The organism is Rugosimonospora acidiphila (assembly GCF_039543385.1).
Lineage (GTDB): Bacteria > Actinomycetota > Actinomycetes > Mycobacteriales > Micromonosporaceae > Rugosimonospora > Rugosimonospora acidiphila.
On sequence record NZ_BAABJQ010000003.1, the window covers coordinates 1 to 19,240 of the forward strand.

General features: G+C 72.0%; 19 protein-coding genes. 9 read left to right on the plus strand and 10 right to left on the minus strand.

Annotation, left to right across the window (positions count from 1 at the left end):
- Nucleotides 1–39 precede the first annotated feature (39 nt).
- From ABEA87_RS05285 to ABEA87_RS05295, 3 genes are read right to left on the minus strand one after another with little or no spacing between them, the layout of a single operon-like run.
- Nucleotides 40–858 carry an ABC transporter permease gene (locus tag ABEA87_RS05285; RefSeq protein ID WP_345626580.1) on the minus strand — a complete coding sequence of 273 codons (819 nt, stop codon included), beginning with the start codon at nt 856–858 and terminating at the stop codon, nt 40–42.
- Nucleotides 818–1,669, minus strand: a complete 852-nt coding sequence (locus tag ABEA87_RS05290; protein WP_345626582.1) for an ABC transporter ATP-binding protein — start codon at nt 1,667–1,669, stop codon at nt 818–820. The genes ABEA87_RS05285 and ABEA87_RS05290 overlap by 41 nt, the downstream gene beginning before the upstream one ends.
- Nucleotides 1,666–2,301, minus strand: coding sequence for a MarR family winged helix-turn-helix transcriptional regulator (locus ABEA87_RS05295; protein WP_345626584.1), 636 nt, complete (start codon nt 2,299–2,301; stop codon nt 1,666–1,668). The genes ABEA87_RS05290 and ABEA87_RS05295 overlap by 4 nt, the downstream gene beginning before the upstream one ends.
- A 314-nt stretch (nt 2,302–2,615) precedes the next feature.
- Between ABEA87_RS05295 and ABEA87_RS05300 the strand changes: the two genes are divergently transcribed.
- The 3 genes from ABEA87_RS05300 to ABEA87_RS05310 all read left to right on the plus strand — a co-directional run bounded on the left by ABEA87_RS05300 (nt 2,616) and on the right by ABEA87_RS05310 (nt 6,263).
- Entirely contained in the window at nt 2,616–3,257 is a 642-nt protein-coding gene (locus ABEA87_RS05300) for an acetate uptake transporter (protein WP_345626585.1), read from the plus strand.
- Between the two features lie 10 nt (nt 3,258–3,267).
- Nucleotides 3,268–5,220 (plus strand): acetate--CoA ligase, encoded by a 1,953-nt coding sequence (gene acs, locus ABEA87_RS05305; RefSeq protein WP_345626587.1) that lies wholly within the window; start codon nt 3,268–3,270, stop codon nt 5,218–5,220.
- Nucleotides 5,221–5,444: 224 nt separating this feature from the next.
- Nucleotides 5,445–6,263 (plus strand): heavy metal-binding domain-containing protein, encoded by an 819-nt coding sequence (locus ABEA87_RS05310; protein WP_345626589.1) that lies wholly within the window; start codon nt 5,445–5,447, stop codon nt 6,261–6,263.
- 53 nt (nt 6,264–6,316) lie between these two features.
- Here ABEA87_RS05310 and ABEA87_RS05315 read toward each other — a convergent pair whose 3' ends face one another.
- Nucleotides 6,317–7,408, minus strand: coding sequence for a pectinesterase family protein (locus ABEA87_RS05315; RefSeq protein ID WP_345626591.1), 1,092 nt, complete (start codon nt 7,406–7,408; stop codon nt 6,317–6,319).
- Nucleotides 7,409–7,627: 219 nt separating this feature from the next.
- On the opposite strand from ABEA87_RS05315, the gene ABEA87_RS05320 reads away from it, so the two are divergent.
- Together ABEA87_RS05320 and ABEA87_RS05325 are read left to right on the plus strand one after the other, a co-directional pair.
- Nucleotides 7,628–7,939, plus strand: coding sequence for an amidohydrolase family protein (locus ABEA87_RS05320; RefSeq protein ID WP_345626592.1), 312 nt, complete (start codon nt 7,628–7,630; stop codon nt 7,937–7,939).
- A gap of 16 nt (nt 7,940–7,955) precedes the next feature.
- Nucleotides 7,956–9,098, plus strand: a complete 1,143-nt coding sequence (locus ABEA87_RS05325) for a 5-methyltetrahydropteroyltriglutamate--homocysteine S-methyltransferase (RefSeq protein ID WP_345626594.1) — start codon at nt 7,956–7,958, stop codon at nt 9,096–9,098.
- A 51-nt stretch (nt 9,099–9,149) separates the two neighbouring features.
- On the opposite strand, the gene ABEA87_RS05330 is transcribed toward ABEA87_RS05325, so the two are convergent.
- Nucleotides 9,150–9,569 (minus strand): hypothetical protein, encoded by a 420-nt coding sequence (locus tag ABEA87_RS05330; RefSeq protein WP_345626595.1) that lies wholly within the window; start codon nt 9,567–9,569, stop codon nt 9,150–9,152.
- 93 nt (nt 9,570–9,662) lie between these two features.
- Here ABEA87_RS05330 and ABEA87_RS05335 point away from each other — a divergent pair, with 93 nt between their 5' ends.
- Both ABEA87_RS05335 and ABEA87_RS05340 read left to right on the plus strand, forming a co-directional pair.
- Nucleotides 9,663–10,184, plus strand: coding sequence for an acyl-CoA-like ligand-binding transcription factor (locus ABEA87_RS05335; RefSeq protein WP_345626596.1), 522 nt, complete (start codon nt 9,663–9,665; stop codon nt 10,182–10,184).
- A gap of 82 nt (nt 10,185–10,266) precedes the next feature.
- The gene (locus tag ABEA87_RS05340; protein WP_345626597.1) at nt 10,267–11,094 is read left to right on the plus strand and encodes an ABC transporter ATP-binding protein; all 828 of its coding nucleotides are present in this window, start codon (nt 10,267–10,269) and stop codon (nt 11,092–11,094) included.
- On the opposite strand, the gene ABEA87_RS05345 is transcribed toward ABEA87_RS05340, so the two are convergent.
- Both ABEA87_RS05345 and ABEA87_RS05350 read right to left on the minus strand, forming a co-directional pair.
- Nucleotides 11,091–12,329: an acyltransferase family protein gene (locus ABEA87_RS05345; RefSeq protein WP_345626598.1), complete on the minus strand. Its 1,239-nt coding sequence runs from the start codon at nt 12,327–12,329 to the stop codon at nt 11,091–11,093. The genes ABEA87_RS05340 and ABEA87_RS05345 overlap by 4 nt on opposite strands.
- Nucleotides 12,319–13,716 carry a hypothetical protein gene (locus tag ABEA87_RS05350; protein WP_345626600.1) on the minus strand — a complete coding sequence of 466 codons (1,398 nt, stop codon included), beginning with the start codon at nt 13,714–13,716 and terminating at the stop codon, nt 12,319–12,321. Before ABEA87_RS05350 ends, ABEA87_RS05345 begins: the two co-directional genes overlap by 11 nt.
- Nucleotides 13,717–13,976: 260 nt before the next feature.
- Between ABEA87_RS05350 and ABEA87_RS05355 the strand changes: the two genes are divergently transcribed.
- The gene (locus tag ABEA87_RS05355) at nt 13,977–14,495 is read left to right on the plus strand and encodes an NUDIX hydrolase (RefSeq protein WP_345626602.1); all 519 of its coding nucleotides are present in this window, start codon (nt 13,977–13,979) and stop codon (nt 14,493–14,495) included.
- Between the two features lie 12 nt (nt 14,496–14,507).
- Here ABEA87_RS05355 and ABEA87_RS05360 read toward each other — a convergent pair whose 3' ends face one another.
- On the minus strand, nt 14,508–15,737 hold the full coding sequence (locus tag ABEA87_RS05360) for an MFS transporter (protein WP_345626604.1): 1,230 nt from the start codon (nt 15,735–15,737) through the stop codon (nt 14,508–14,510).
- 64 nt (nt 15,738–15,801) lie between these two features.
- On the opposite strand from ABEA87_RS05360, the gene ABEA87_RS05365 reads away from it, so the two are divergent.
- Complete coding sequence (locus tag ABEA87_RS05365; RefSeq protein WP_345626606.1) at nt 15,802–16,722, plus strand: LysR family transcriptional regulator; 921 nt, start codon at nt 15,802–15,804, stop codon at nt 16,720–16,722.
- Here ABEA87_RS05365 and ABEA87_RS05370 read toward each other — a convergent pair.
- Nucleotides 16,695–18,851: a heavy metal translocating P-type ATPase gene (locus ABEA87_RS05370; protein WP_345626608.1), complete on the minus strand. Its 2,157-nt coding sequence runs from the start codon at nt 18,849–18,851 to the stop codon at nt 16,695–16,697. The two genes, ABEA87_RS05365 and ABEA87_RS05370, sit on opposite strands and share 28 nt — an antisense overlap.
- 7 nt (nt 18,852–18,858) lie before the next feature.
- The gene (locus ABEA87_RS05375; RefSeq protein WP_345626610.1) at nt 18,859–19,137 is read right to left on the minus strand and encodes a DUF1490 family protein; all 279 of its coding nucleotides are present in this window, start codon (nt 19,135–19,137) and stop codon (nt 18,859–18,861) included.
- Nucleotides 19,138–19,240: the final 103 nt, after the last annotated feature.

Sequence of the window (19,240 nt, forward strand, 5' to 3'; positions counted from 1 at the left end):
ATGCTGGCTACGGGCCTGACGCCCGGCCCGGCGGCCTCGTCAGCGGGCGAGCCCGGCCAGCAGCCCGGCGGCGGCGCCGATCCCCGCGATCGCGGCGACGACCAACACCAGGAAATCCAGCCAGTACGTGGTGGGCTGCCCGATGAGCAGCCCGCGCAGGGCGGCGACCTCGTAGGTGAGCGGGTTGCCGTGGCTGAGCACCCGCAGCCAGCCGGGCATGACGTTGACCGGATACAGGGCGTTGGAGGCGAAGAACAGCGGCATGGTGATCGCCTGACCGATACCCATCAACCGGTCGCGGCGCAGCACCAGCCCGGCGATGGTCATCGACAGGCAGGAGAAGAACGCCGAGCCGAGCACGACGACGAGCACGACCGCCAGCAGCTTCAACGGGTTCCACGTCATGCCCACGCCGAGCAGGGCGGCGACCACCAGCACCACGATGGTCTGCGCGATCGTGCGCACGCCCGCCGCGAACGCCTTGCCGGCCACCAGCGCGGAGCGCGGGGTGGGCGTCACGAGCAGCTTGGTCAGGATGCCCGCGTCCCGCTCCCAGATGATCTGGATGCCGTAGAAGATGGAGATGAACAGCGCCGACTGAGCGATGATGCCCGGGGCGAGGTAGTCCAGGTACGGCACGTTGCCGGTGGGGATCGCGTGGATCCGGCTGAACGTTTCGCCGAAGATGACCAGCCACAGGATCGGCTGGATCGCCCGGGTGATCAGCTCGCTGCGGTCGTGCTTGAGCTTCTGCAGCTCCACCAGGCAGAAGGTGACGATCCGGGAGAACAGGCGGGTGGCGTTGCGGTACGGGGGCTCAGCCCATGCGCTGGGCGGTGCGGCGGGTACTGCGGACATCGCGCAGCCCTCCCTTCTCTGCGGGGTCCAGGCTCTCGCCCGTGTAGTGGCGGAAGACGTCTTCGAGGCTCACGCCGGGGCCGAGCGAGCCCTTGAGCTCATCGGGCGAGCCGGCGGCGCGCACCTTGCCGCGGTGCATGAGGACCACCTGATCGCACAGCGCGTCGGCTTCCTCCATGTAGTGGGTGGTCAGCAGCACGGTCATCCCGTACCGGCGCTGCATGTCCTGCACCCGGGCCCACACCGAGTCGCGGGCGACCGGGTCGAGGCCGACCGTGGGCTCGTCGAGCACGAGCAGTGCCGGCCGGTTGACCAGTGCCTGTGCCAGCTCCAGCCGGCGCACCATGCCGCCGGAGTAGCCGCCGGCGATCCGGTCGGCGGCCTCGGTGAGGTCCACGATCGCGAGGACCTCGGCGACGCGGTCGGCGCGCTCGCGTCGGGGCACGTCGAACAGCCGGGCGAACCACGCCACGTTCTCCCGACCGGTCAGCGCCCCTTCGATGGACAGCTGCTGCGGCACGTAGCCGAGGGTGCGGCGCACCGCCATGGCCTGGGTACGCACGTCCAGCCCGAAGATGCGCACTGATCCGTTCTGCGGCGGGTACAGCGTGTTGAGCACGCGCAGCGTGGTCGTCTTGCCCGCCCCGTTCGGACCGAGCAGGCCGAAGCTCGCGCCCCGGCGCACGGTCAAATCCAAATTGTCGACGGCGACGTGGTCGCCGAACTTGTGGGTCAGACCGGTGACCCGTACGGCCAGGTCTGAATCGTCAGCGACGGCGGTGCCGGCTCGTTGATCCACGGCTTCACTCATGCGTTCTCCACGATCTCTGCACTGTCCGGGGCCGCGCGGCCTCCGGTCCGCCGGCTCGCACCCTTCCCGTCGCCCGGCGCCGGGCCGTTCCTGCCGCCGGTGCGACCTTCGCTTCCGGATTCCCTTTCGTTGTCACCGTCCGGGCCGTCGCCGGCCAGGTCGTCGGCGCCTTCGGAGCGCAGCCGCTCCGCGACGGCGTTGAGCGTCGGCAGGGCCGTCCGCAGTGCGTCGAGTTCCCGGTCGTCGAGCCGCTCGAGCACCTGCGTGACCAGCGCGATGCGCCGATCGCGCCAGGCGTTGACCTGTTGCTGCGCGGGCGGGGTGAGGGTCAGCCGGGCGACCCGCCGGTCGTTGGGATCCGGCGAGCGGCGCAGCAGGCCCTGCTCGGAGAGCTGGCCGACCAGGGTGGACACCGTGTTCGGGACCAGGCCCAGCTCGCCGGCGGCCTCGGCAACCGAAATGCCCGGGTTGTGCCTGACCAGCCGGGCGAGTTCCACCTGCGAGGTGGTCAGCGGGGAGCTGGGCCACGGCCGGCCGGCGCGCCGCCGCAGGTGGCGACGCATGAGGCCGAGGGTGGCGAGCAGGTCCTCCGCGAGGCCCTCGCTGGTACCGCCGGGTTCGGGGTTGATCACGGTTGTCACAATACCTCTGCGACAGAGGTTTTCCCAATCGAACGGCTCTCAACCCGCGCGCATCCCCGGAGGCGGCGCATGTACATCTATGGTTCGCTCTGGTATTAGTTTAATCGTTGCGCAAAACTCGCTGTCTGTTGTTCAGCGGCGATCGGACCAGCGCCGGCTGCGTCACGCCGGCCCGGCCAGACCGCCGGCCGGCGCCCCCTGGTTCCACGCGCCGGCCATTGTTCGGCGCCCCTGCCGCGCGGCTCGCGCGCGCACCGACGCCCTGTGTCAGGTAGCCCCGTTTACCGGACTAGGAGATCGTCAAAATGACCGACGAACTGAGCACCCCCGCATCGATACCACCCGCCGCGTCCGGCATCGCCGACCCCGCGCCGCTCGGGCTGGCCGCCTTCGCGCTGACCACCTTCCTGCTGTCGGCCAAGAACGCCGGTTGGACGCACGGCACGGATGCCTGGCTGGGCTACGCCTTCGCCTACGGCGGCCTGTGCCAGTTGCTGGCCGGCATGTGGGAGTTCCGCAACCGCAACGTGTTCGGCGCCACCGCGTTCTCGACGTACGGCGGCTTCTGGATCGGCCTGGGCCTCTACGCGTTGCTGGTGGCACCGAAGGCCAACGCCGGCCAGGTGAGTAACGACGAGGCGTGGATCCTGCTGGCGTTCGCCATCTTCAACCTGTACATGCTGCTGTGGAGCAGCCAGGTTAACCTGGCCGTCCTGGGCGTCTTCCTGACCCTGCAGATCACCGAGATCGTGCTGGCCGTGGCGAACTTCTCGAACAACGAGAACATCCTGCACGTGGGCGGGATCATCGGCGTCATCACGGCCGCGGTCGCCTGGTACACGTCGGCGGCCGGCGTCATCAACGGCATGCGGGGCAGCGCCGTGCTCTGGGTCGGCTCGCCGATGAACGCCGGCGTACGCGCCGGTGCGCTGTCCGGCAGCCGCTGACGGCGACGTCATGACCGACATCAACATCGACGCGCTGCTCTCCGAGGGGCGCACCTATCCGCCACCGCCGGAGTTCGCGGCGGGGGCCAACGCCGGGCCGGGCTTCTACGACCGCGACCCCGACGAGTTCTGGACGGAGCAGGGCCGGGAGCGGGTCAGCTGGTTCACCCCGTTCGAGACCCTGCGCGAGTGGAACCCGCCGTACGCGAAGTGGTATCTCGGCGGCACGCTCAACGCCTGCTACAACTGCGTGGACCGGCACGTCGAGGCCGGCAACGGCGACCGGATCGCGTTCCACTGGGAGGGTGAGCCGGTCGGCGACCGGCGCGACATCAGCTACGCCGACCTGCAACGTGAGGTGGTCCGCTTCGCCAGCACGCTCAAGCAGTTGGGCGTGCGCAAGGGCACCGCGGTTGCCATCTACATGGGCATGGTGCCGGAGCTTCCGGTGGCGATGCTGGCCTGCGCCCGGCTGGGGGCGCCGCACACCGTGGTGTTCGGTGGCTTCTCCGCAGACTCGCTGTCCGGCCGTATGAACGACATGGGCTGCGAGGTACTCATCACCCAGGACGAGTCCTGGCGGCGGGGCCGGCCGGTGCCACTCAAGCAGACCGCCGACCAGGCGTTGGCGGCGGCGCCCGGCGTGCGCTCGTGCCTGGTGGTGCGGCGAACCGGCGGTGAAGTGTCCATGGTGGACGGTCGGGACGTGTGGTATCACGAGGCGTCCGCGGACGTACCCGACGATCCGGCATCCTGCCCGTGCGAGGTGATGGACGCCGAGGACCTGCTGTTCCTCATGTACACCAGCGGAACCACCGCCCGACCCAAGGGGATCGTGCACACCACCGGCGGGTATCTGGTCGGGGTGTCGACCACCCACCACTACATCTTCGACATCAAGCCGGACACGGTGTACTGGTGCGCCGCCGACATAGGGTGGATCACCGGGCACAGCTACATCGTGTACGGGCCGCTGTGCAACGGGACGACCAGTGTCCTGTACGAGGGCACGCCGGACTTCCCGGACCGGGACCGCTGGTGGGACATCGTCGCGCGGTACGGGGTGACCGTGCTGTACACGGCGCCCACCGCCATCCGTACGCACATGAAGTGGGGGCCGGAGTACGCGCAGCGTCACGACCTGTCCTCGCTCCGGCTGCTCGGCTCGGTCGGTGAGCCGATCAACCCGGAGGCCTGGATCTGGTACCGCAAGTACATCGGCGGCGACCGGACCCCGGTCGTGGACACCTGGTGGCAGACCGAGACCGGGATGGTGCTGATCAGTCCGCTGCCGGGGCTGACCACGCTCAAGCCGGGCTCGGCCACCCGGCCGCTGCCCGGCATCGACGCGGCGGTCCTGGACGAGCGGGGCAACGAGGTGCCGCCCGGCGCCGGGGGCTACCTGGTGCTGCGTACGCCGTGGCCGGCCATGCTGCGCGGCATCTTCGGCGACCCGGAGCGCTACGAGCAGACGTACTGGTCCAAGTACCCGGGCCGGTACTTCGTGGGCGACGGCGCGAGGGTCGACGAGGACGGCGACTTCTGGCTGCTCGGGCGCATCGACGACGTGATGAACGTGTCCGGGCACCGGATCTCCACCATCGAGGTGGAGAGCGCCCTGGTCGATCACCCGTCGGTGGCCGAGGCGGCGGTCTGTGGCCGGTCGGATGCGCAGACCGGCCAGGCGATCGTGGCGTACGTGACGCTCAAGGGCGGCGAGGAGGGATCGCCCACACGCCTCGCCGAGCTGCGCGAGCACGTGGCAGGAAAGATCGGGAAGCTGGCCATGCCGGCGAACATCGTGTTCACCCCCGAACTGCCCAAGACCCGGTCCGGGAAGATCATGCGCAGGCTGCTGCGCGACGTCGCGGAGAACCGGTCGCTGGGCGACACCACCACCCTGGCCGACCCGGCCGTGGTGGAGGAGATCCGTAGCCGGGCGACCGCCGAGGCGCCCGAGTAGGGCGCCCGGTTCAGGCACGGCACGAGCGGCCGGCCAGGCCCCGGCCGGCCGCCGGGTGCCGCCCGGCCGGGCGTGGACATCCACGTCCCGGTCGGGCGGCACCGCCGCGTCAGGGCGTACGACCCGGCGAAGCCCGGGCGGCCCACCGGCCGCGCGGACCGGCTGGCGGGCGCGGCCTACCCTGCGAATGATCAGCACTCGCCCGCACGGAGGAGTACCCGCGCATGTCCGCTCCGCTCTCGCAACAGCAGCAGCCCCTGCCGCCCACCGCCGCCAGCCGGATAGGCGGCGCGAGCCAGGGCGGGAAGCAGTTCTTCACCTCCGACCTGTCGGTCAACGAATTCGTCGTCACCACCCAGACCGGGTTCGAGCCGGTGGGCCTGGTCATGGGTTCGTGCTTCTACCACGTCGGCATCCAGCCCTCGCGGTGGAGCGTCAGCCAGGAACTGACCGTGTTGAGCCAGGCGATGTACCGGTGCCGGGAACTCGCGATGGCCCGGATGGAGGCTGAGGCCGAGGCGCTGGGCGCAGACGGGGTCATCGGCGTGCGCCTGCGGTCGGCGGGGTACGCGTTCGCCGGCGACGTGCTGGAGTTCATCGCGGTGGGTACCGCCGTCAAGGCGACGGATGGCCGGTCCTACCGCACGCCCGCCGGCCGGCCGTTCACCTCGCACCTGTCCGGTCAGGACTTCTGGACGCTGTGGCACCACGGCTGGATCCCGCGCGCGATGGTGCTGGGCACGTGCGTCTACCACATCGCGCACATGTCGTTCCGGCAGATGCTGTCCCAGCTCGGCCAGAACACGGAGCTGACCCTGTTCAGCCAGGCCGCCTACGACGCCCGGGAACTCGCCATGACCCGCATGCAGTACGAGGGTCAGCAGGTCGGCGCGGACGGGGTGGTCGGCGTCACGGTCACAGAGTCGGCGTGGGAGTGGGGCGAGCACGCACTGGAGTTCTTCGCGCTCGGCACCGCCGTGCAGCGCCTGCGCCCCGACGTCGAACCGGTCGTGCCGACGCTGACGATGCCGCTGGACGGATGACGTGCGGCCCGGCCCACCGGTGGGAGCCGGTGGGCCGGGCTTGTCGCGCCGGGTCAGCGGATCGGGTTCCAGCCGTCGGCGCCGGCCAGGTACCTGCGCGGGGTGTAGCTGGCCGCCTGCGCGGCGGTCAACTGCGGCCGGTCGTCGTTCACGGCCGCGCCCGGGCCCCGGTCGCGGTACTCGGCGAACCGCGCGTCCTTCCACGAGAACCCGGACATGTCCGTCCAGGGCGCGGCCTGGATCTGCGGGCCCAGCGTGGACTCCCGGTACACCACCTGGCCGAGGGCGTTCGGGTCGCCGCTGGGGTGCCAGGGCCGGCCGAGGTACACCGTGCCGGCGGCGGCGCTGCTGACCAGCGTGCAGCGGTAGAACAGGAAGCCGTACGGGTTGCTGATGTCGGTCGACGCGGCGGTGACGTACCCGTTGTTGGTGGTCGATCCGCGGTCGCGCGAGTCGATGGTGCAGCGGTCGAAGACCGCGGTGCCCCGGCCGAAGATGAAGTCCACGGTGCCCTCCACGTAGCAGGAGCGGAAGTACGCGCGGGACTGGGTGGTGGTGGCCGGGCTGTTGACGTAGAGCGTGTCCTGGTCGCCGAGGAACCGTACGTTGTCGAAGACCAGCCGGTCGGCGTGGGTGAGCACGGCGACCGCCTGCTGGCTGGTGATCTCGGGGTGCGCCGCCTCGTCGAACGAGTTGGCGAAGGTGAGGTTCTTCGCGGTGAAGTCGTTCCCGTCGATGGTCACGGACGCGCTGCCCGAGGTGCCGTAGGTGCCGCCGCCCGGCTTGGGGGTGCCGTTGGCGTTGTCGTACGTGATGACCACGTCGTTCGGGCGGCGTCCGGTGCCGACGAACGAGATGTACGGCTTGTCCGAGGGGATGGTGACGAGTTCCCGGTACGTCCCCGGCTTGATCCTGATGGTGAACCGGTGGGTGTTGCCCACCGGCACCGCGTCGACCGCGGCCTGCACGGTCGGGTAGTCGCCCCTGCCGTCCTGGGCGACGACGGCGGTGTACGCGGACCGGCCGCACGCCTGGGCCACCCCGGCCGGCAGGACGGCCAGGCCGATGCCGGAGACGGTGGCCAGTGCGGCGGTGGCGAGCCGCAGCGTGCCCGCGAGCGGGCGGTGGGCGGTTCGAGGATTCATGTCAGACCTCGGGGGATCGGGGCCCGTGCCGGTGTGCGCCGGCGGGGTGGCCGTGCGGCCGGCCGGGCCGGCGGTGAGAGGGGTGGCGCATCGACCGCTGACGCTGGAAAGCGCTTTCCAGCGTCAGGAACATAGCCCGATCCATCGACTGCTGTCAACCGGTCGCGAACCCCCGGGCGCGGGACGCCGGGCCCGCGACCGCGATGGCGCGCCGCGGGGTTGCGAACCCGCGGTAATCCCAACATCGCGACGCCGCACGGCCTCACGCTGCACCACGAGCTTCTGCTGCTCACCCGGGCCGGGCTGTCCCCGGCGCACGCACTGCGAGCGGCAACCGCGACGGCCGCCGCGAAGCTGGGCGCCGCGCGGCTCGTCGCGGTCCGGGTCGGGCAGGACGCGGACCTCGTGGTGCTCTCGGCGGATCCGTTGGGTGACATTGGAAACACCCGAAGTATCGAGGTGGTGCTGTGCGGCGGCCGGCCGCATCGCCCGGCGGGCGGATGGAGGTCAACTCCCACCGACTCCGAGTAGGGTTGGCGCGGTATCGATGACGATCACGGAGGGAGACATTGTGGCCTCACGCTCCCTGGCCCCATTCCGAGCCGACCACGTCGGCAGCCTGCTCCGCCCACCCCAACTGCTCAAGGCCCGCGAGGACCGCGCCGCCGGCCGGATCTCCGCCGACGACCTGCGGGCCGTCGAGGACGACGCGATCCGGGACGTCGTGCGGATGCAGGAGGAGGTCGGCCTGCAGACCCGCACCGACGGCGAGTTCAGGCGCACGTCCTGGCACATGGACTTCATCTACCAGCTGGGCGGCGTGCACCAGGGCGACGACAAGCTGTCTGTGCGGTTCTACAACGCCGACGGCACGCTCGAGTTCGCCTCGGCCGCTCTCAAGATCGACGGCCGGATCTCGTTGCCAGACACCATTTTCGGCGACGCGTTCGGCTTCCTGAAGGGGCAGGCCACCACTGGCACGCCCAAGCTCACCATCCCGTCGCCCAGTATGGTGCACTACCGCGGCGGCCGGGCCGCCATCGACGCGGCGGTCTACCCCGACCTGGAGGGGTTCTGGACCGACCTGAGCGCCGCCTACGCCGAGGAGATCCGGCGGCTGGGCGACCTGGGCTGCACCTATCTCCAGCTGGACGACACGAGCCTGGCCTACCTCAACGACCCGAAGCAGCGTGAGCTGGTCGCGGCGCAGGGCGGCGACCCGCAGCACCAGCACGAGCGGTACATCCGGCAGATCAACGCCGCGCTGACCGGCAGGCCGGCGGGCATGCGGGTCACCACGCACATGTGCCGGGGCAACTTCCGCTCGTCCTGGGCGGCCGAGGGCGGGTACGACTTCGTCGCCGAGGCGCTGTTCTCGCAGCTGGACGTCGACGGTTTCTTTCTGGAGTACGACGACGAGCGCTCGGGCGGCTTCGCGCCGCTGCGGTTCGTGCCGCCCGGCAAGATGGTGGTGCTCGGTCTGGTGACCACCAAGCGCGGGCCGCTGGAGAACAAGGATGACCTGAAGCGGCGCATCGACGAGGCGAGCAAGTACGTGCCGCTGGAGCAGCTGTGCCTGTCGCCGCAGTGCGGCTTCTCGTCCACTGTGGAGGGTAACGTGCTCAGCTACGACGAGCAGGTCGCCAAGCTGCGCCTGATCGTGGAGACGGCCCGGGAGGTGTGGGGCTGACCCGTGCCCGGTGGGCCGCTTCCGCGCCGGTGGCGGCCCCGGGCGGGCGGGTCAATCGGCGAACGTGATGCCCCGGTACGGGACGAAGCGGCGCACGGCGGTGCCGACCACGCCGGGGAAGCGCCGGGCAGCGTCGCGCAGTCGCGGGGCGGCCGCCTCGGCCGCCTCGCGGTGGGCCCGGGCGCTGGTCCACTCGGCGAGGTTGAGCACTCGGATGCCGTCGAGGCTGACGTGAAAATGCGCGGCGATCAGCCCCGCGGCCGGCGAGGCCCGGTCGGTCCCCGAGGCGGCGAACACGCCGTCGATCCAGTCACGCGCCCGCCGCGTGTTCGGCCCGTCGAAGTCCACGGTGATGGTCGCCAGGCAGCCGGCCGGGGGAGCCCCGGCCGGCTCGGCGGTGTGGCGGTACGGCAGGTACCCGGTCGCCCGGCGGTGCCGGATGCCTGGCACCGTGGCCTCCACCGACCGCATCCAGCGCTCCCGGCCGGTGCCGGCGAACCCTCGGCAGATGCCGTCGAGGTCTCCAAGCGCACCTTCTTCCGCCACTTCCCGTCGAAGGAGGCCGTGGCGCTCGCGGCCGAGGCCGAACTGTGGGACGCCTACTGCGACCGGCTGTCCGGCGGCGAAATCCACGGCGAGGTGCTCGGCGCGCTGCGTGACGCCCTGACCGCCACCGTGCGGGGGATGGGCGACGAGTGGCTGCGCCGGTTCCTGGCCACCCGCGGGCTGATCGCGCGCACCCCGGCGCTGGGCGAGCGCAGCGACGCAGCCTCGGTCGCGACGCGGCGGCGGATAGCGCAGGTGTTGGCGGACGCACTGGGCCTCGACGACCGCGACCTCCGGGTCCAACTGCTCGGCGAGTTCGCCCTGGCCGCCTGGCGGTGCGCGGCCAGGGACTGGGTGCGGGGCGACAAGCGTGCCGCCGGCCCGGGCAAGGTGTCCGGGTTGGTCCGCGAGATCGACGCGGCCTTCGACGCGGTACCCGCCGCCGTCGCGTTGTCGGCCGGTGACCGCCGCCGCCCCAGCGTCGGTCCGATGACCACCGACGGAAGCCCGGCGGGGCCCGACCATCGCGTGCTGAGTTAGGCTCTTCTCCGGTGGAGATCATTGTGGGCCGCGATCCGGTCTGGTCGGTCACACCCCACACCACAGGCAAGAGGATCTTCCGATGAGCAACGCTGGCTCGCCCCGGCCGCCCGTACTCGAACTGGACGCGGTGACCTTCCGCCGCGAGGGCAAGCAGATCATCCACGGCATCGGCTTCACCGTGCGCGAGGGCGAACACTGGGCCCTGCTCGGACCCAACGGGGCCGGGAAGAGCACCCTGCTCGGATTCTGCGGCGCCGTCACCTTCCCCACCTCGGGCACCGTGCGCGTGCTCGGCCGGCAGCTGGGTCGGGTCGAGCTGCAGGAGCTGCGTCGCGCGATCGGGCACGTCAACCCCCGGCACCCGCTGCGCTCGCCACTGACCATCCGGGAGGTCGTGCTCACCGGCGTCACCGGCACCGTCGACCTGCCGCCGCGGTGGAGCCCGCGCACCGAGGACGTCGACCGGGCCGAGGCGCTCATCGACTCGCTCGGGCTGGGTGGGAAGGCCGACGAGCGGTGGCCCACCCTGTCCCAGGGCGAGCGCGGGCGGGTCCTCATCGCCCGCGCGCTGATCTGCGATCCGCGGCTGCTGCTGCTCGACGAGCCCTCGACCGGACTCGACGTCGCGGCGCGGGAACGGTTGCTCGAAACCATCGACCTGCTCGACGAGGTGCATCCCGACGTGGCGTCCATCCTGGTGACCCACCACCTCGAGGAGCTGCCGACCAGTACGACGCACACGCTCCTGATCGCGGACGGGAGGGTGGTCGCCGCCGGCCCGGCCCGCGACATCGTCACGACCGACAACGTCTCCGCCGCGTTCGAGCATCCGATCGACGTGGGCTACCACGATGGCCGGTGGTCGGCCCGGGCGCGCCGCGTCCGGCGGGTCCCCTCGGCGGTCTAGGGGTTCCCCCGGGCGTCGTCGGCCAGCCGCCGCCGGGCGGTGACGATGGGCCCGGCGGCATCCGGTTCCGCGTCGAGCGGCTCGGGAGTCAGCGGCTCGGGAGTCAGCGGCTCGGGAACGAACGGCTCGACGGTGAGGCGCCGGGGGCGGGCCTGGGGCGCTGGCTTTCGGGCGCCGGCGAGCGCGGTGCGCATCCTCGGCTGTACCCGCGCCTCGATCTGGGTACTGATGAGCCAGGACAGCGCGCACAGCGCGGCGATCACCCCGACCAGCAGCACCCACCGGTTGACGGCGGGGGACAACGCGTTGAGCAGCGCGAAGCCGAGGGTCGGGTGGATCAGGTACAGCGGATAGGTCATCAGCCCGACGGCGGCCAGGCCGGGCCGGCTCCACCGGCGCAGCGCCCCGGTGGCGGCCAGGGCCATCACCACGAAGATGGCGGTGACGATGGCGGCCACGACCACCCCGTTGAGCCGGGCGTCGACCAGCGCGCGCTGGTCGGCGTTGCGGACTCCCTGCCAGACCGCGTTGGCGTAGCAGGCGATCAGGAGTGCGACCAGGTTCCGGGTCGCGCCGGACCGGTGGATCAGGTAGAGCGCCATGCCGGCGATGAAGTAGTGGCAGTAGAACGGCTGGACGATCAGGGCGATCCCGCTGCCGATCCGGCCCGGTGGCGGCACGAACTCCAGCGCCAGGCTGGCGACCAGCCAACCCCACATGAAGGCGTGGGTCCGCCGGACCGTGATGCCCAGCATCGCGAACGCGAACAGCAAGGCGTAGAAGCGCCACTCGGACCACAGGGTCCAGTACACGCCCTCGACGTAGGGCACGTTGCCGACCTGGGGAAACATGGTCAGGTTCGCCAGGTACTGGACCGGGCCGACGCCGGGCCGGCCGCGCGCCCCGACGACGACCACCACCAGCGTGGTGAGCGTGACCGCCACCCAGAAGGCCGGGTAGAGCCGGGAGATCCGGGAGGCCAGGAACTGCCGGGGGGAGCGCCCCCACAGGCTCATGAAGACGACCAGGCCGCTGATCGTGAAGAACAGGTCCACGCCGAGGTAGCCGTACCTGGTGACCGGGCCCAGGACCGGCGCGTAGTCGATTTCGGACTGGCCGGGGCTGTAGCTGACGTGGAACAGCAGCACTGCCAGCGCGGCCAGGAACCGCAGCAGGTCGATCTCGTACAGCCGGCGGCCGTTGGGGCGCGCCGCCGCCCCGGTCTCACGCCGCATGGGCCCCTACCCCCGAGCGCACGCCCGCCGGCTCGACCGGGACGGGTACCTCCCGTTCCACCGGTACGGCACGGGGCACGGCGAGCGGCTCGGACAGCAGCACCAGGGCCAGCAGCAGCCACATGACGGTCGCCACCCGGTTGGCGGTCAGCGCCGGGAGCCCCACCGACGCGCCGGCGGCGAGCACGATCAGGCCGCCCGCCAGCCGGGCCTGCGCCTCGCTCATCAGGGCGTGCCGGCGCAGCCACCCGGCTGCCAGCACGAGCAGGATGCCGGTGTAGAGCGCGACGCCGAACAGCCCGGCGACGGCCAGCGCCTCGATCCACCCGTTGTCGTACGGCGCGGCCAGCCCCCCGGCGCCGTACCCGAACCAGGGCGAGTTGTGCAGTACGGCGTCGCTCACCAGGTGCAGGCTGGACACGCCGCCGATCCGGCCGCCGGTGTAGAGGTCGAGCAGGCCGGACGAGTCGCCCGGATGCAGCAGCCGGTCGAGGAACCCGCCGCCGATCCAGTCCGGCCCGATGCCCGACTCGGCGAGCGCGGCGACCGCGAAGATGCCCGTGGCCAGCAGGGTGAGCCGCCGACCGCGCTGCGTCGACACGCGCAGCAGTTGCCACACGGCGATCGGCAGGCCGACGAGCAGGAAGACCTTGCTGATGGTCAGCACGCCGCCGATGCCGAGCAGGAGCCCGGCGAGGACCAGCCGCACCGACTTGGCGCGGTAGAGGTAGATGGCGGCCAGCAGGGCGATGCTGTACATCTCGCCGGCCTCGGCGGGCTGGTTGAAGACCCCGGTGAACCGGCCGAGCTGGGCGGCGTTGCCGGCCACGGTACCGGTGGAGGCGTCGCCCGCGTCGACGGTGTTGTCCCAGAACCGCGCCAGCAGCGGGGTCAGGTCGTGCAGCTGGGACAGGTAGGCGACCACGGTGTTGGCGCACATGGCCAGCACCACCACCCGGCAGGCGACGCGCAGCAGCCGGTCCCGGTCCGCGCCGGCGGCCAGCAGGGTCCACACCGAGGCCAGCACCACCAGTGGCAGGATCAGGTTGTCCAGTCCGGGAAGGACGCTGCCCACCACGTACGGGGACAGGTCGACGACGGGCACCAGCGTGCCCACCACGGCGATGACGATCTCGCCCGCCAGCAGGGTGGCGACCAGCACCGCCGCGCGGGACAGCCGCATGCCCGTCCACCGGGTCGACAGCAGCGCGGCCGCGCCGACGCCGTAGACCACCACCTGCTCGGTGCGCACCCCGGCGACGGACGTGTACGGACCGAAGGCCGCGACCGCCATCGCGCAACCGGCCAGCAGCGCGATCCTGCCGCGCCGGGCGGGTACCGCGCCGTCGTGATCTTGCGTGCTGTCCACGCTTGAGTAACGAGCCACGGCAGATTCGGTAACAATCGGACGAAGCGGATGTGGGCTCCGGCGTGCCGACCGGTCAGAGCCGCGAATTCTCGCGATGGATGCTCGGGCTGACGTACCCGGGCGCCTAGGACCATCCGACCACGGCGGCCGGGCGCCGGTGGCCGGTAAGGCGCGGCGCCGGGGGAGGCTGGGAGCGTGGCGGTCCGGGGCGTCGGTAACCGCGAACGCCCCTCCGCCTGGCCGGCGGCGGGCGGCCGGGGCCGTGATTGGATGTGACCATGAGCGAACACGCGCGGCGCGCGGCGCGGGAGCTGCTGGACATCGTGGACGAGCACGACCGGGTGATCGGGCAGGCGCCGCGCGGCGAGGCGTACGCCAACCACCTCACGCACCGGTGCGTGTTCATCCAGGCACGCGACGAGCGGGGCCGCATCTTCGTGCACCGGCGCACCGACGACAAGCTCGTCTTCCCGTCGCTGTACGACATGTTCGTCGGTGGGGTGGTCGGCGCGGGAGAGTCCTACGACGACGCGGCGCTGCGCGAGGCCGAGGAGGAGCTCGGAGTCACCGGACTCGCCAGGCCGACGTTCCAGTTCAAGTACCTCTTCGAGTCGCCGGATTGGGCCTGGTGGTCGGCCGTGTACGAGGTGGTCTGCGACCGGCCGGTGCGCCCGCAGCCGGAGGAGGTCGCCTGGCACGCGTTCCTGTCCGACGAGGAGCTGGCGCTGCGGTTCACCGAGTGGGACTGGGTACCGGACGGCGCCGAGGCGTACCGCAGGCTGCTGGCGCGGCGGTAGCGCCGCCGGACCTCACCCCCGGTCCGGCACCGGTACTCGCGAGATGCCCGCGACGCACGCCAACACGGCCAGGTACAGCGCGCCGATCACGGCGGCCGTGGCGGTCCATCCGCTGTGCAGCCAGGCCAGGCCGATCGCCCAGCCCAGCGAGCTGGAGCCCAGGTAATAGGCCATCAGGTAGAGCGCGGAGCCCTGCGCCCGGTGCCGCGACGCCCGGGCTGCCATCCAGCCGCTGGCGACCGAGTGCGCGATGAAGAAGCCGGCGGTGAACACGACCAGCCCGATGGTGATCATGATCAGGTTGTTCGGCAGGGTCAGGGCCAGCCCGACCAGCGACAGCGACGCGCCGGCGCCGATGATCATGTGCCGCCCGTGCCGGTCCGCCAGCCGGCCGGCGACCGTGGAGCTGACCGTGCCGGCCAGATACGCCAGGAACAGCAGCGAGGCCACGCTCGCGGACAGCCGGATCGGCGCCGAGGTCAGCCGGTACGTCAGGTAGTTGTAGCAGGCCACGAAGCCGCCCATGAGCAGGAAGCCCACCGCGCACAGCCGCAGTACGCCGCGGTCGCGGGACAGCTCGCGCAGGGCGTCGAGGTGCGCGCCCAGCCGCGCCGGGGCGGGCCGGAAGCGCCGGGCCGGCGGCAGCAGCGCCATGAACGCGACCACCGCGACCGCGGCAGCGGCACCCAGCACGCCAACGGCGAGCCGCCAGGAGCCCAGATCCTGGACCGTGCCGGGGATCAGCCGGCCGAGCACGCCACCCAGCGAGTTGCCCGACACGTAGAGCCCGATGGCCGCGCCCACGCCGCTCGGGTGGATCTCGTCTGCGAGGTGCCCCATCGCCACGGCGACGACCGCGGCCAGCGCCACTCCGATCAGCGCCCGGGTGGCCAGCAGCACCCAGAACTGGGGTGCCAGCGCCGAGGCGAAGGCGAGCAGGCAGGCGATCAGCAGGCCGCCGCGCATGACCCGGGTCCGGCCGAGCGACTCGGCGAGGCTGGACAGCGGCAGGATGGCCAGCGCCAGCGCACCGGTGGCGCACGAGATGGTCAGGCTGGAGGCGGCCGGCCCGACCCGGAACTCGGCGCCGATCGCCGGCAGCAGCGCCTGGGTGAAGTACAGCAGGCTGAACGCGGCCAGCCCGGCGGCCAGCATGGCGAGGTTGAGCCGGCGGGCCTCCGGCGTGCCGGGCAGCAGGCCGGGGAGGCGTTTCTGATCAAGCTCTGGCGCAAGCGTCCGCACGCCTTCGACGCTAGGAGCGGTCGGTCCTATGCGTCCAATACATGACTCGGCGTATCTTCATGCAATGGCGTATGAGAGCTTCGGCCTGGCGCCCGGGCTGGAGGAGCTGGTCGCGGTGGCCCGGCACGAGCACGTGACGCGGGCCGCGCAGCAACTGGGCATCCCGCAGCCGACCCTGTCACGGGCGCTGGCCCGGCTGGCGGCCGAGCTGGGCACCCCGCTGCTGCACCGGGAGGGGCGCGGCGTGCGGCTGACGAGGCACGGCCAGCTGCTGGCCGGCCACGCCGAACGGGCCCTGGACGAGCTGCTGGCCGGGGTGCGGGCGGTGCGCGCCGAGGCGGACCCCGACTCCGGCACGGTGGTGCTCGGTTTCCTGCACAGCATGGGACCGACCGTGGTGCCGGCCCTGCTGCGCGGGTTCCGCGAGACCCATCCCCGGGTGGCGGTGCGCCTGGTGCAGGACGCGGCCCACGTGATCGTGGAGGGGGTGCTGTCCGGCCGGCTCGACCTGGGCGTGGCCGGCCCGGTGCCGTCCCATCCGCACCTGGGCACCCGGCGGCTGGTCGAGCAGCCGTTGACCCTGCTGGTACCGGCCGATCACCGGCTGGCCGGCCGGGCCCGGGTACACCTGGCCGAGGTCGCCGACGAACCGTTGATCACGATGATCGCCGGGTACGGCGTGCGGACCATCACCGACACGCTGCTGCGGGCGGCTCGGCTGCCGATCCGGTACGCCTACGAGAGCCAGGAGATGACCACGGCCGCGGGGCTGGTCGCCGCCGGCCTCGGCGTGGCGGTGCTGCCGGCCGGCGCGGCGATGGCCGGCACGGTCGAGCTGGCCATCGCGGACAAGGGCGCCAGCCGCACCATCTCGGTCGCCTGGTCCGGCGACTGGCGGCTGTCCACCCCGGTATCGGACCTGCGGCGGTACATCATCGACCAGGCGCCCGACCTGCTCTACCGGTCCGGCACCGCGACCCGGTAGCGGGTGGTCCGGGAGCTGTTGGCGACGACCGCGATCGACGAGGCGTTGTGCAGGACGGCCGCGATGACCGGGGACAGCACGCCGCCGGCGCTCACGATCAGCCCGAGCGAGTTGACCGCGATCGACATGCCGTAGTTCTGGCGGATGACGCCCACCGTGTGGCGGGACAGGTCGCGCAGCTCCATCAGCCGGCGCAGGTCGTCGCCGGCCAGCGCCACGTCGGCGGTCTCGACCGCGACGTCGGTGCCGGCGATGCCCATCGCGATGCCGATGTCGGCCAGGGCGAGCGCGGGGGCGTCGTTGGTGCCGTCGCCCAGCATCGCCACCGTGTAGCCCTCGGCCCGCAGCGCGCGTACCACCGCCTCCTTGTCCTCGGGCATCACCTGGGCGCGCCACTCGGTCAGGCCGAGTTCACCGGCGACGGCCGCGGCGGTGTCCGGGTGGTCGCCGGTGAGCATCACGATGCGGGAAACCCCGTCGGCACGCAGCGCGTCGATCACCTCCCGGGCCTCGGGGCGCACCGTGTCGCACAGGCTCACCAGGCCGACCAGCTCACCGTCGACCGCCAGCAACAGGGGCGTCTCCGCGGCCTTCTGGAGCCTGCTGACCCAGTCCAGGGCCTCGGCGCTGACCGAGATGCCCTCGCCGCGCAGCAGGTCCAGGCTGCCCAGCAGCAGCGTGCGCCCGTCGGCCTGGGTACGCATGCCCAGCCCGAGCAGGACCTCGCACTGCTCGTGCGAGGGGATGGTGATGTGCCGCTCGTTGGTCGAGCGGATCACCGCCTGGGCCAGCGGGTGCCGGGAGTGGATCTCCGAGCTCGCCACGTACGCCAGCACCTGCTCCGGCGCCCATCCCTCGCGGAAGCTGACCAGGTTGGTGACGACCGGCCGGCCCAGCGTGAGCGTTCCGGTCTTGTCCACGACGACCGCGTCGACCCGGCCGGCGGCCTCCAGGTGCGAGCCGCCCTTGATCAGGATGCCGCGGCGTGCCCCGTTGCCGATCGCCGCGCTGATCGCGGTCGGGGTGGCCAGGCCCACCGCGCACGGGCAGGCGACCAGCAGCATGGTCATCGCCCGCCGCACGTCCCGCGTGATGATCAGGGTGGCGGCGGCGAGCGCGAACGAGACGGGTACGAACCGGCGGGAGAAGTTGTCGCCGATGGTCTGGATCGGCGCGCGGTCGGTCTGCGCCCGCTCGACCCGGGCGACGATCCGGCCGATCGCGGTGTCCGGGCCGACCGCGGTGGCGCGCACCACCACCCGGCCGCGCAGCAGCACGCTGCCCGCGTGGACGTGCTGGCCGAGGGCCACCGCCACCGGCAGCGTCTCGCCGGTGATCGCCGACTGGTCGAGCACGCCGTCGCCGTCCACCAGGATTCCGTCCACCGGCACAGCGATGTGCTCGTGCACGACTATGTGGTCGTCCACGCGCAGCCGGTCGATGTCGACCAGCCGCTCGTGCCCACACTCGTCGAGCACCCACGCCTGCGACTGGGTGCCGGTGAGCAGGTCCCGGATCGCGTGGCGGGTGCGGCGCAGGGTCAGATCCTGCAGGTACTCGCCGATGTTGAGCAACCACAGCACGGTGAGCGCGACGACGTTCTCGCGCAGCACCAGGCTGGCCACGGTCGCCGCGGAGACCAGCACGTCGGTGCCGGGCGCGCGGCGGCTGGTCAGGCTGCGTACCGCGCCGCGCAGGAACGGGTACCCGGTGAAGACGGTGACGCCGGTGGCGAAGGTACGACCGGACGGGCCGAGCAGCGGCGGCCGGCGCAGCACGTAGCGGCGTCCGCCCAGCAGCAGCAGCGCGATGCCGCCGACGATCATGCGGGCGAGGTCGGCGTTGGACACCTCCGCCGAGCGCGGCGGGCGCAGCGGCCGGGCGTCGGCGTGCACCGCGTGGCCGGAGTCGATGGCCGACAGCAGCGCGTCCCGGTCGCACCGCCCGGGATGGAACCAGACCACCACCGACCCGGTACGCGGGAAGGCGTGCACGCTGCGCACTCCGTCGACGCGGTCCACCGCGTCCTCGATGGCCACCGCGCGCCCGTTCGAGTTCCGCAGCCACGGAACCCGGAACCGTACCCGCCCGGCGGCGTCCGACAAGATCTGCGGCGCGGCCTCTGGCATGGCCGGGTCAGTGTTCGTGTTCGTGGCGATCGGTCCCGGCCCCCGGCGGTGGGGACTGCTCACCGATCCGATGCCGGGCCTCGCTGATCACGTCGGACATGGTGAGCCGGGCGTTCTCCGCCCCGGACTCCAGCGACCGGCGGCCGCGCAGCGCCCAGGAGGTCGCCGCCACCGCTCCGCCGCGCACCGAGCCCCCACGCAGCAGCCGCCGCGCGCCGTCCACGACGGTCACGCCCACGACGCCGACCGCCAGTGTCTGGACGACCATGCGGACTCTCGGGCTCATGTTCATCGGCTTTCCCCTCGGGTCGGTCGGGTCGTACTCGCAGACTCTATACGATAATGAAATTCATACTCAGATGGTCCCTGGTGGTCGCGCGCGGCCGGCC

What these genes read in the sequence shown, in the direction of transcription:
- ABEA87_RS05285 (WP_345626580.1), bottom strand. Translation starts at nt 858, where the DNA reads ATGTCCGCAGTACCCGCCGCACCGCCCAGCGCATGGGCTGAGCCCCCG.
- ABEA87_RS05290 (WP_345626582.1), bottom strand. Translation starts at nt 1,669, where the DNA reads ATGAGTGAAGCCGTGGATCAACGAGCCGGCACCGCCGTCGCTGACGAT.
- ABEA87_RS05300 (WP_345626585.1), top strand. Translation starts at nt 2,616, where the DNA reads ATGACCGACGAACTGAGCACCCCCGCATCGATACCACCCGCCGCGTCC.
- acs (WP_345626587.1), top strand. Translation starts at nt 3,268, where the DNA reads ATGACCGACATCAACATCGACGCGCTGCTCTCCGAGGGGCGCACCTAT.
- ABEA87_RS05310 (WP_345626589.1), top strand. Translation starts at nt 5,445, where the DNA reads ATGTCCGCTCCGCTCTCGCAACAGCAGCAGCCCCTGCCGCCCACCGCC.
- ABEA87_RS05315 (WP_345626591.1), bottom strand. Translation starts at nt 7,408, where the DNA reads ATGAATCCTCGAACCGCCCACCGCCCGCTCGCGGGCACGCTGCGGCTC.
- ABEA87_RS05325 (WP_345626594.1), top strand. Translation starts at nt 7,956, where the DNA reads ATGACGATCACGGAGGGAGACATTGTGGCCTCACGCTCCCTGGCCCCA.
- ABEA87_RS05330 (WP_345626595.1), bottom strand. Translation starts at nt 9,569, where the DNA reads ATGCGGTCGGTGGAGGCCACGGTGCCAGGCATCCGGCACCGCCGGGCG.
- ABEA87_RS05340 (WP_345626597.1), top strand. Translation starts at nt 10,267, where the DNA reads ATGAGCAACGCTGGCTCGCCCCGGCCGCCCGTACTCGAACTGGACGCG.
- ABEA87_RS05345 (WP_345626598.1), bottom strand. Translation starts at nt 12,329, where the DNA reads ATGCGGCGTGAGACCGGGGCGGCGGCGCGCCCCAACGGCCGCCGGCTG.
- ABEA87_RS05355 (WP_345626602.1), top strand. Translation starts at nt 13,977, where the DNA reads ATGAGCGAACACGCGCGGCGCGCGGCGCGGGAGCTGCTGGACATCGTG.
- ABEA87_RS05365 (WP_345626606.1), top strand. Translation starts at nt 15,802, where the DNA reads ATGGCGTATGAGAGCTTCGGCCTGGCGCCCGGGCTGGAGGAGCTGGTC.
- ABEA87_RS05370 (WP_345626608.1), bottom strand. Translation starts at nt 18,851, where the DNA reads ATGCCAGAGGCCGCGCCGCAGATCTTGTCGGACGCCGCCGGGCGGGTA.
- ABEA87_RS05375 (WP_345626610.1), bottom strand. Translation starts at nt 19,137, where the DNA reads ATGAGCCCGAGAGTCCGCATGGTCGTCCAGACACTGGCGGTCGGCGTC.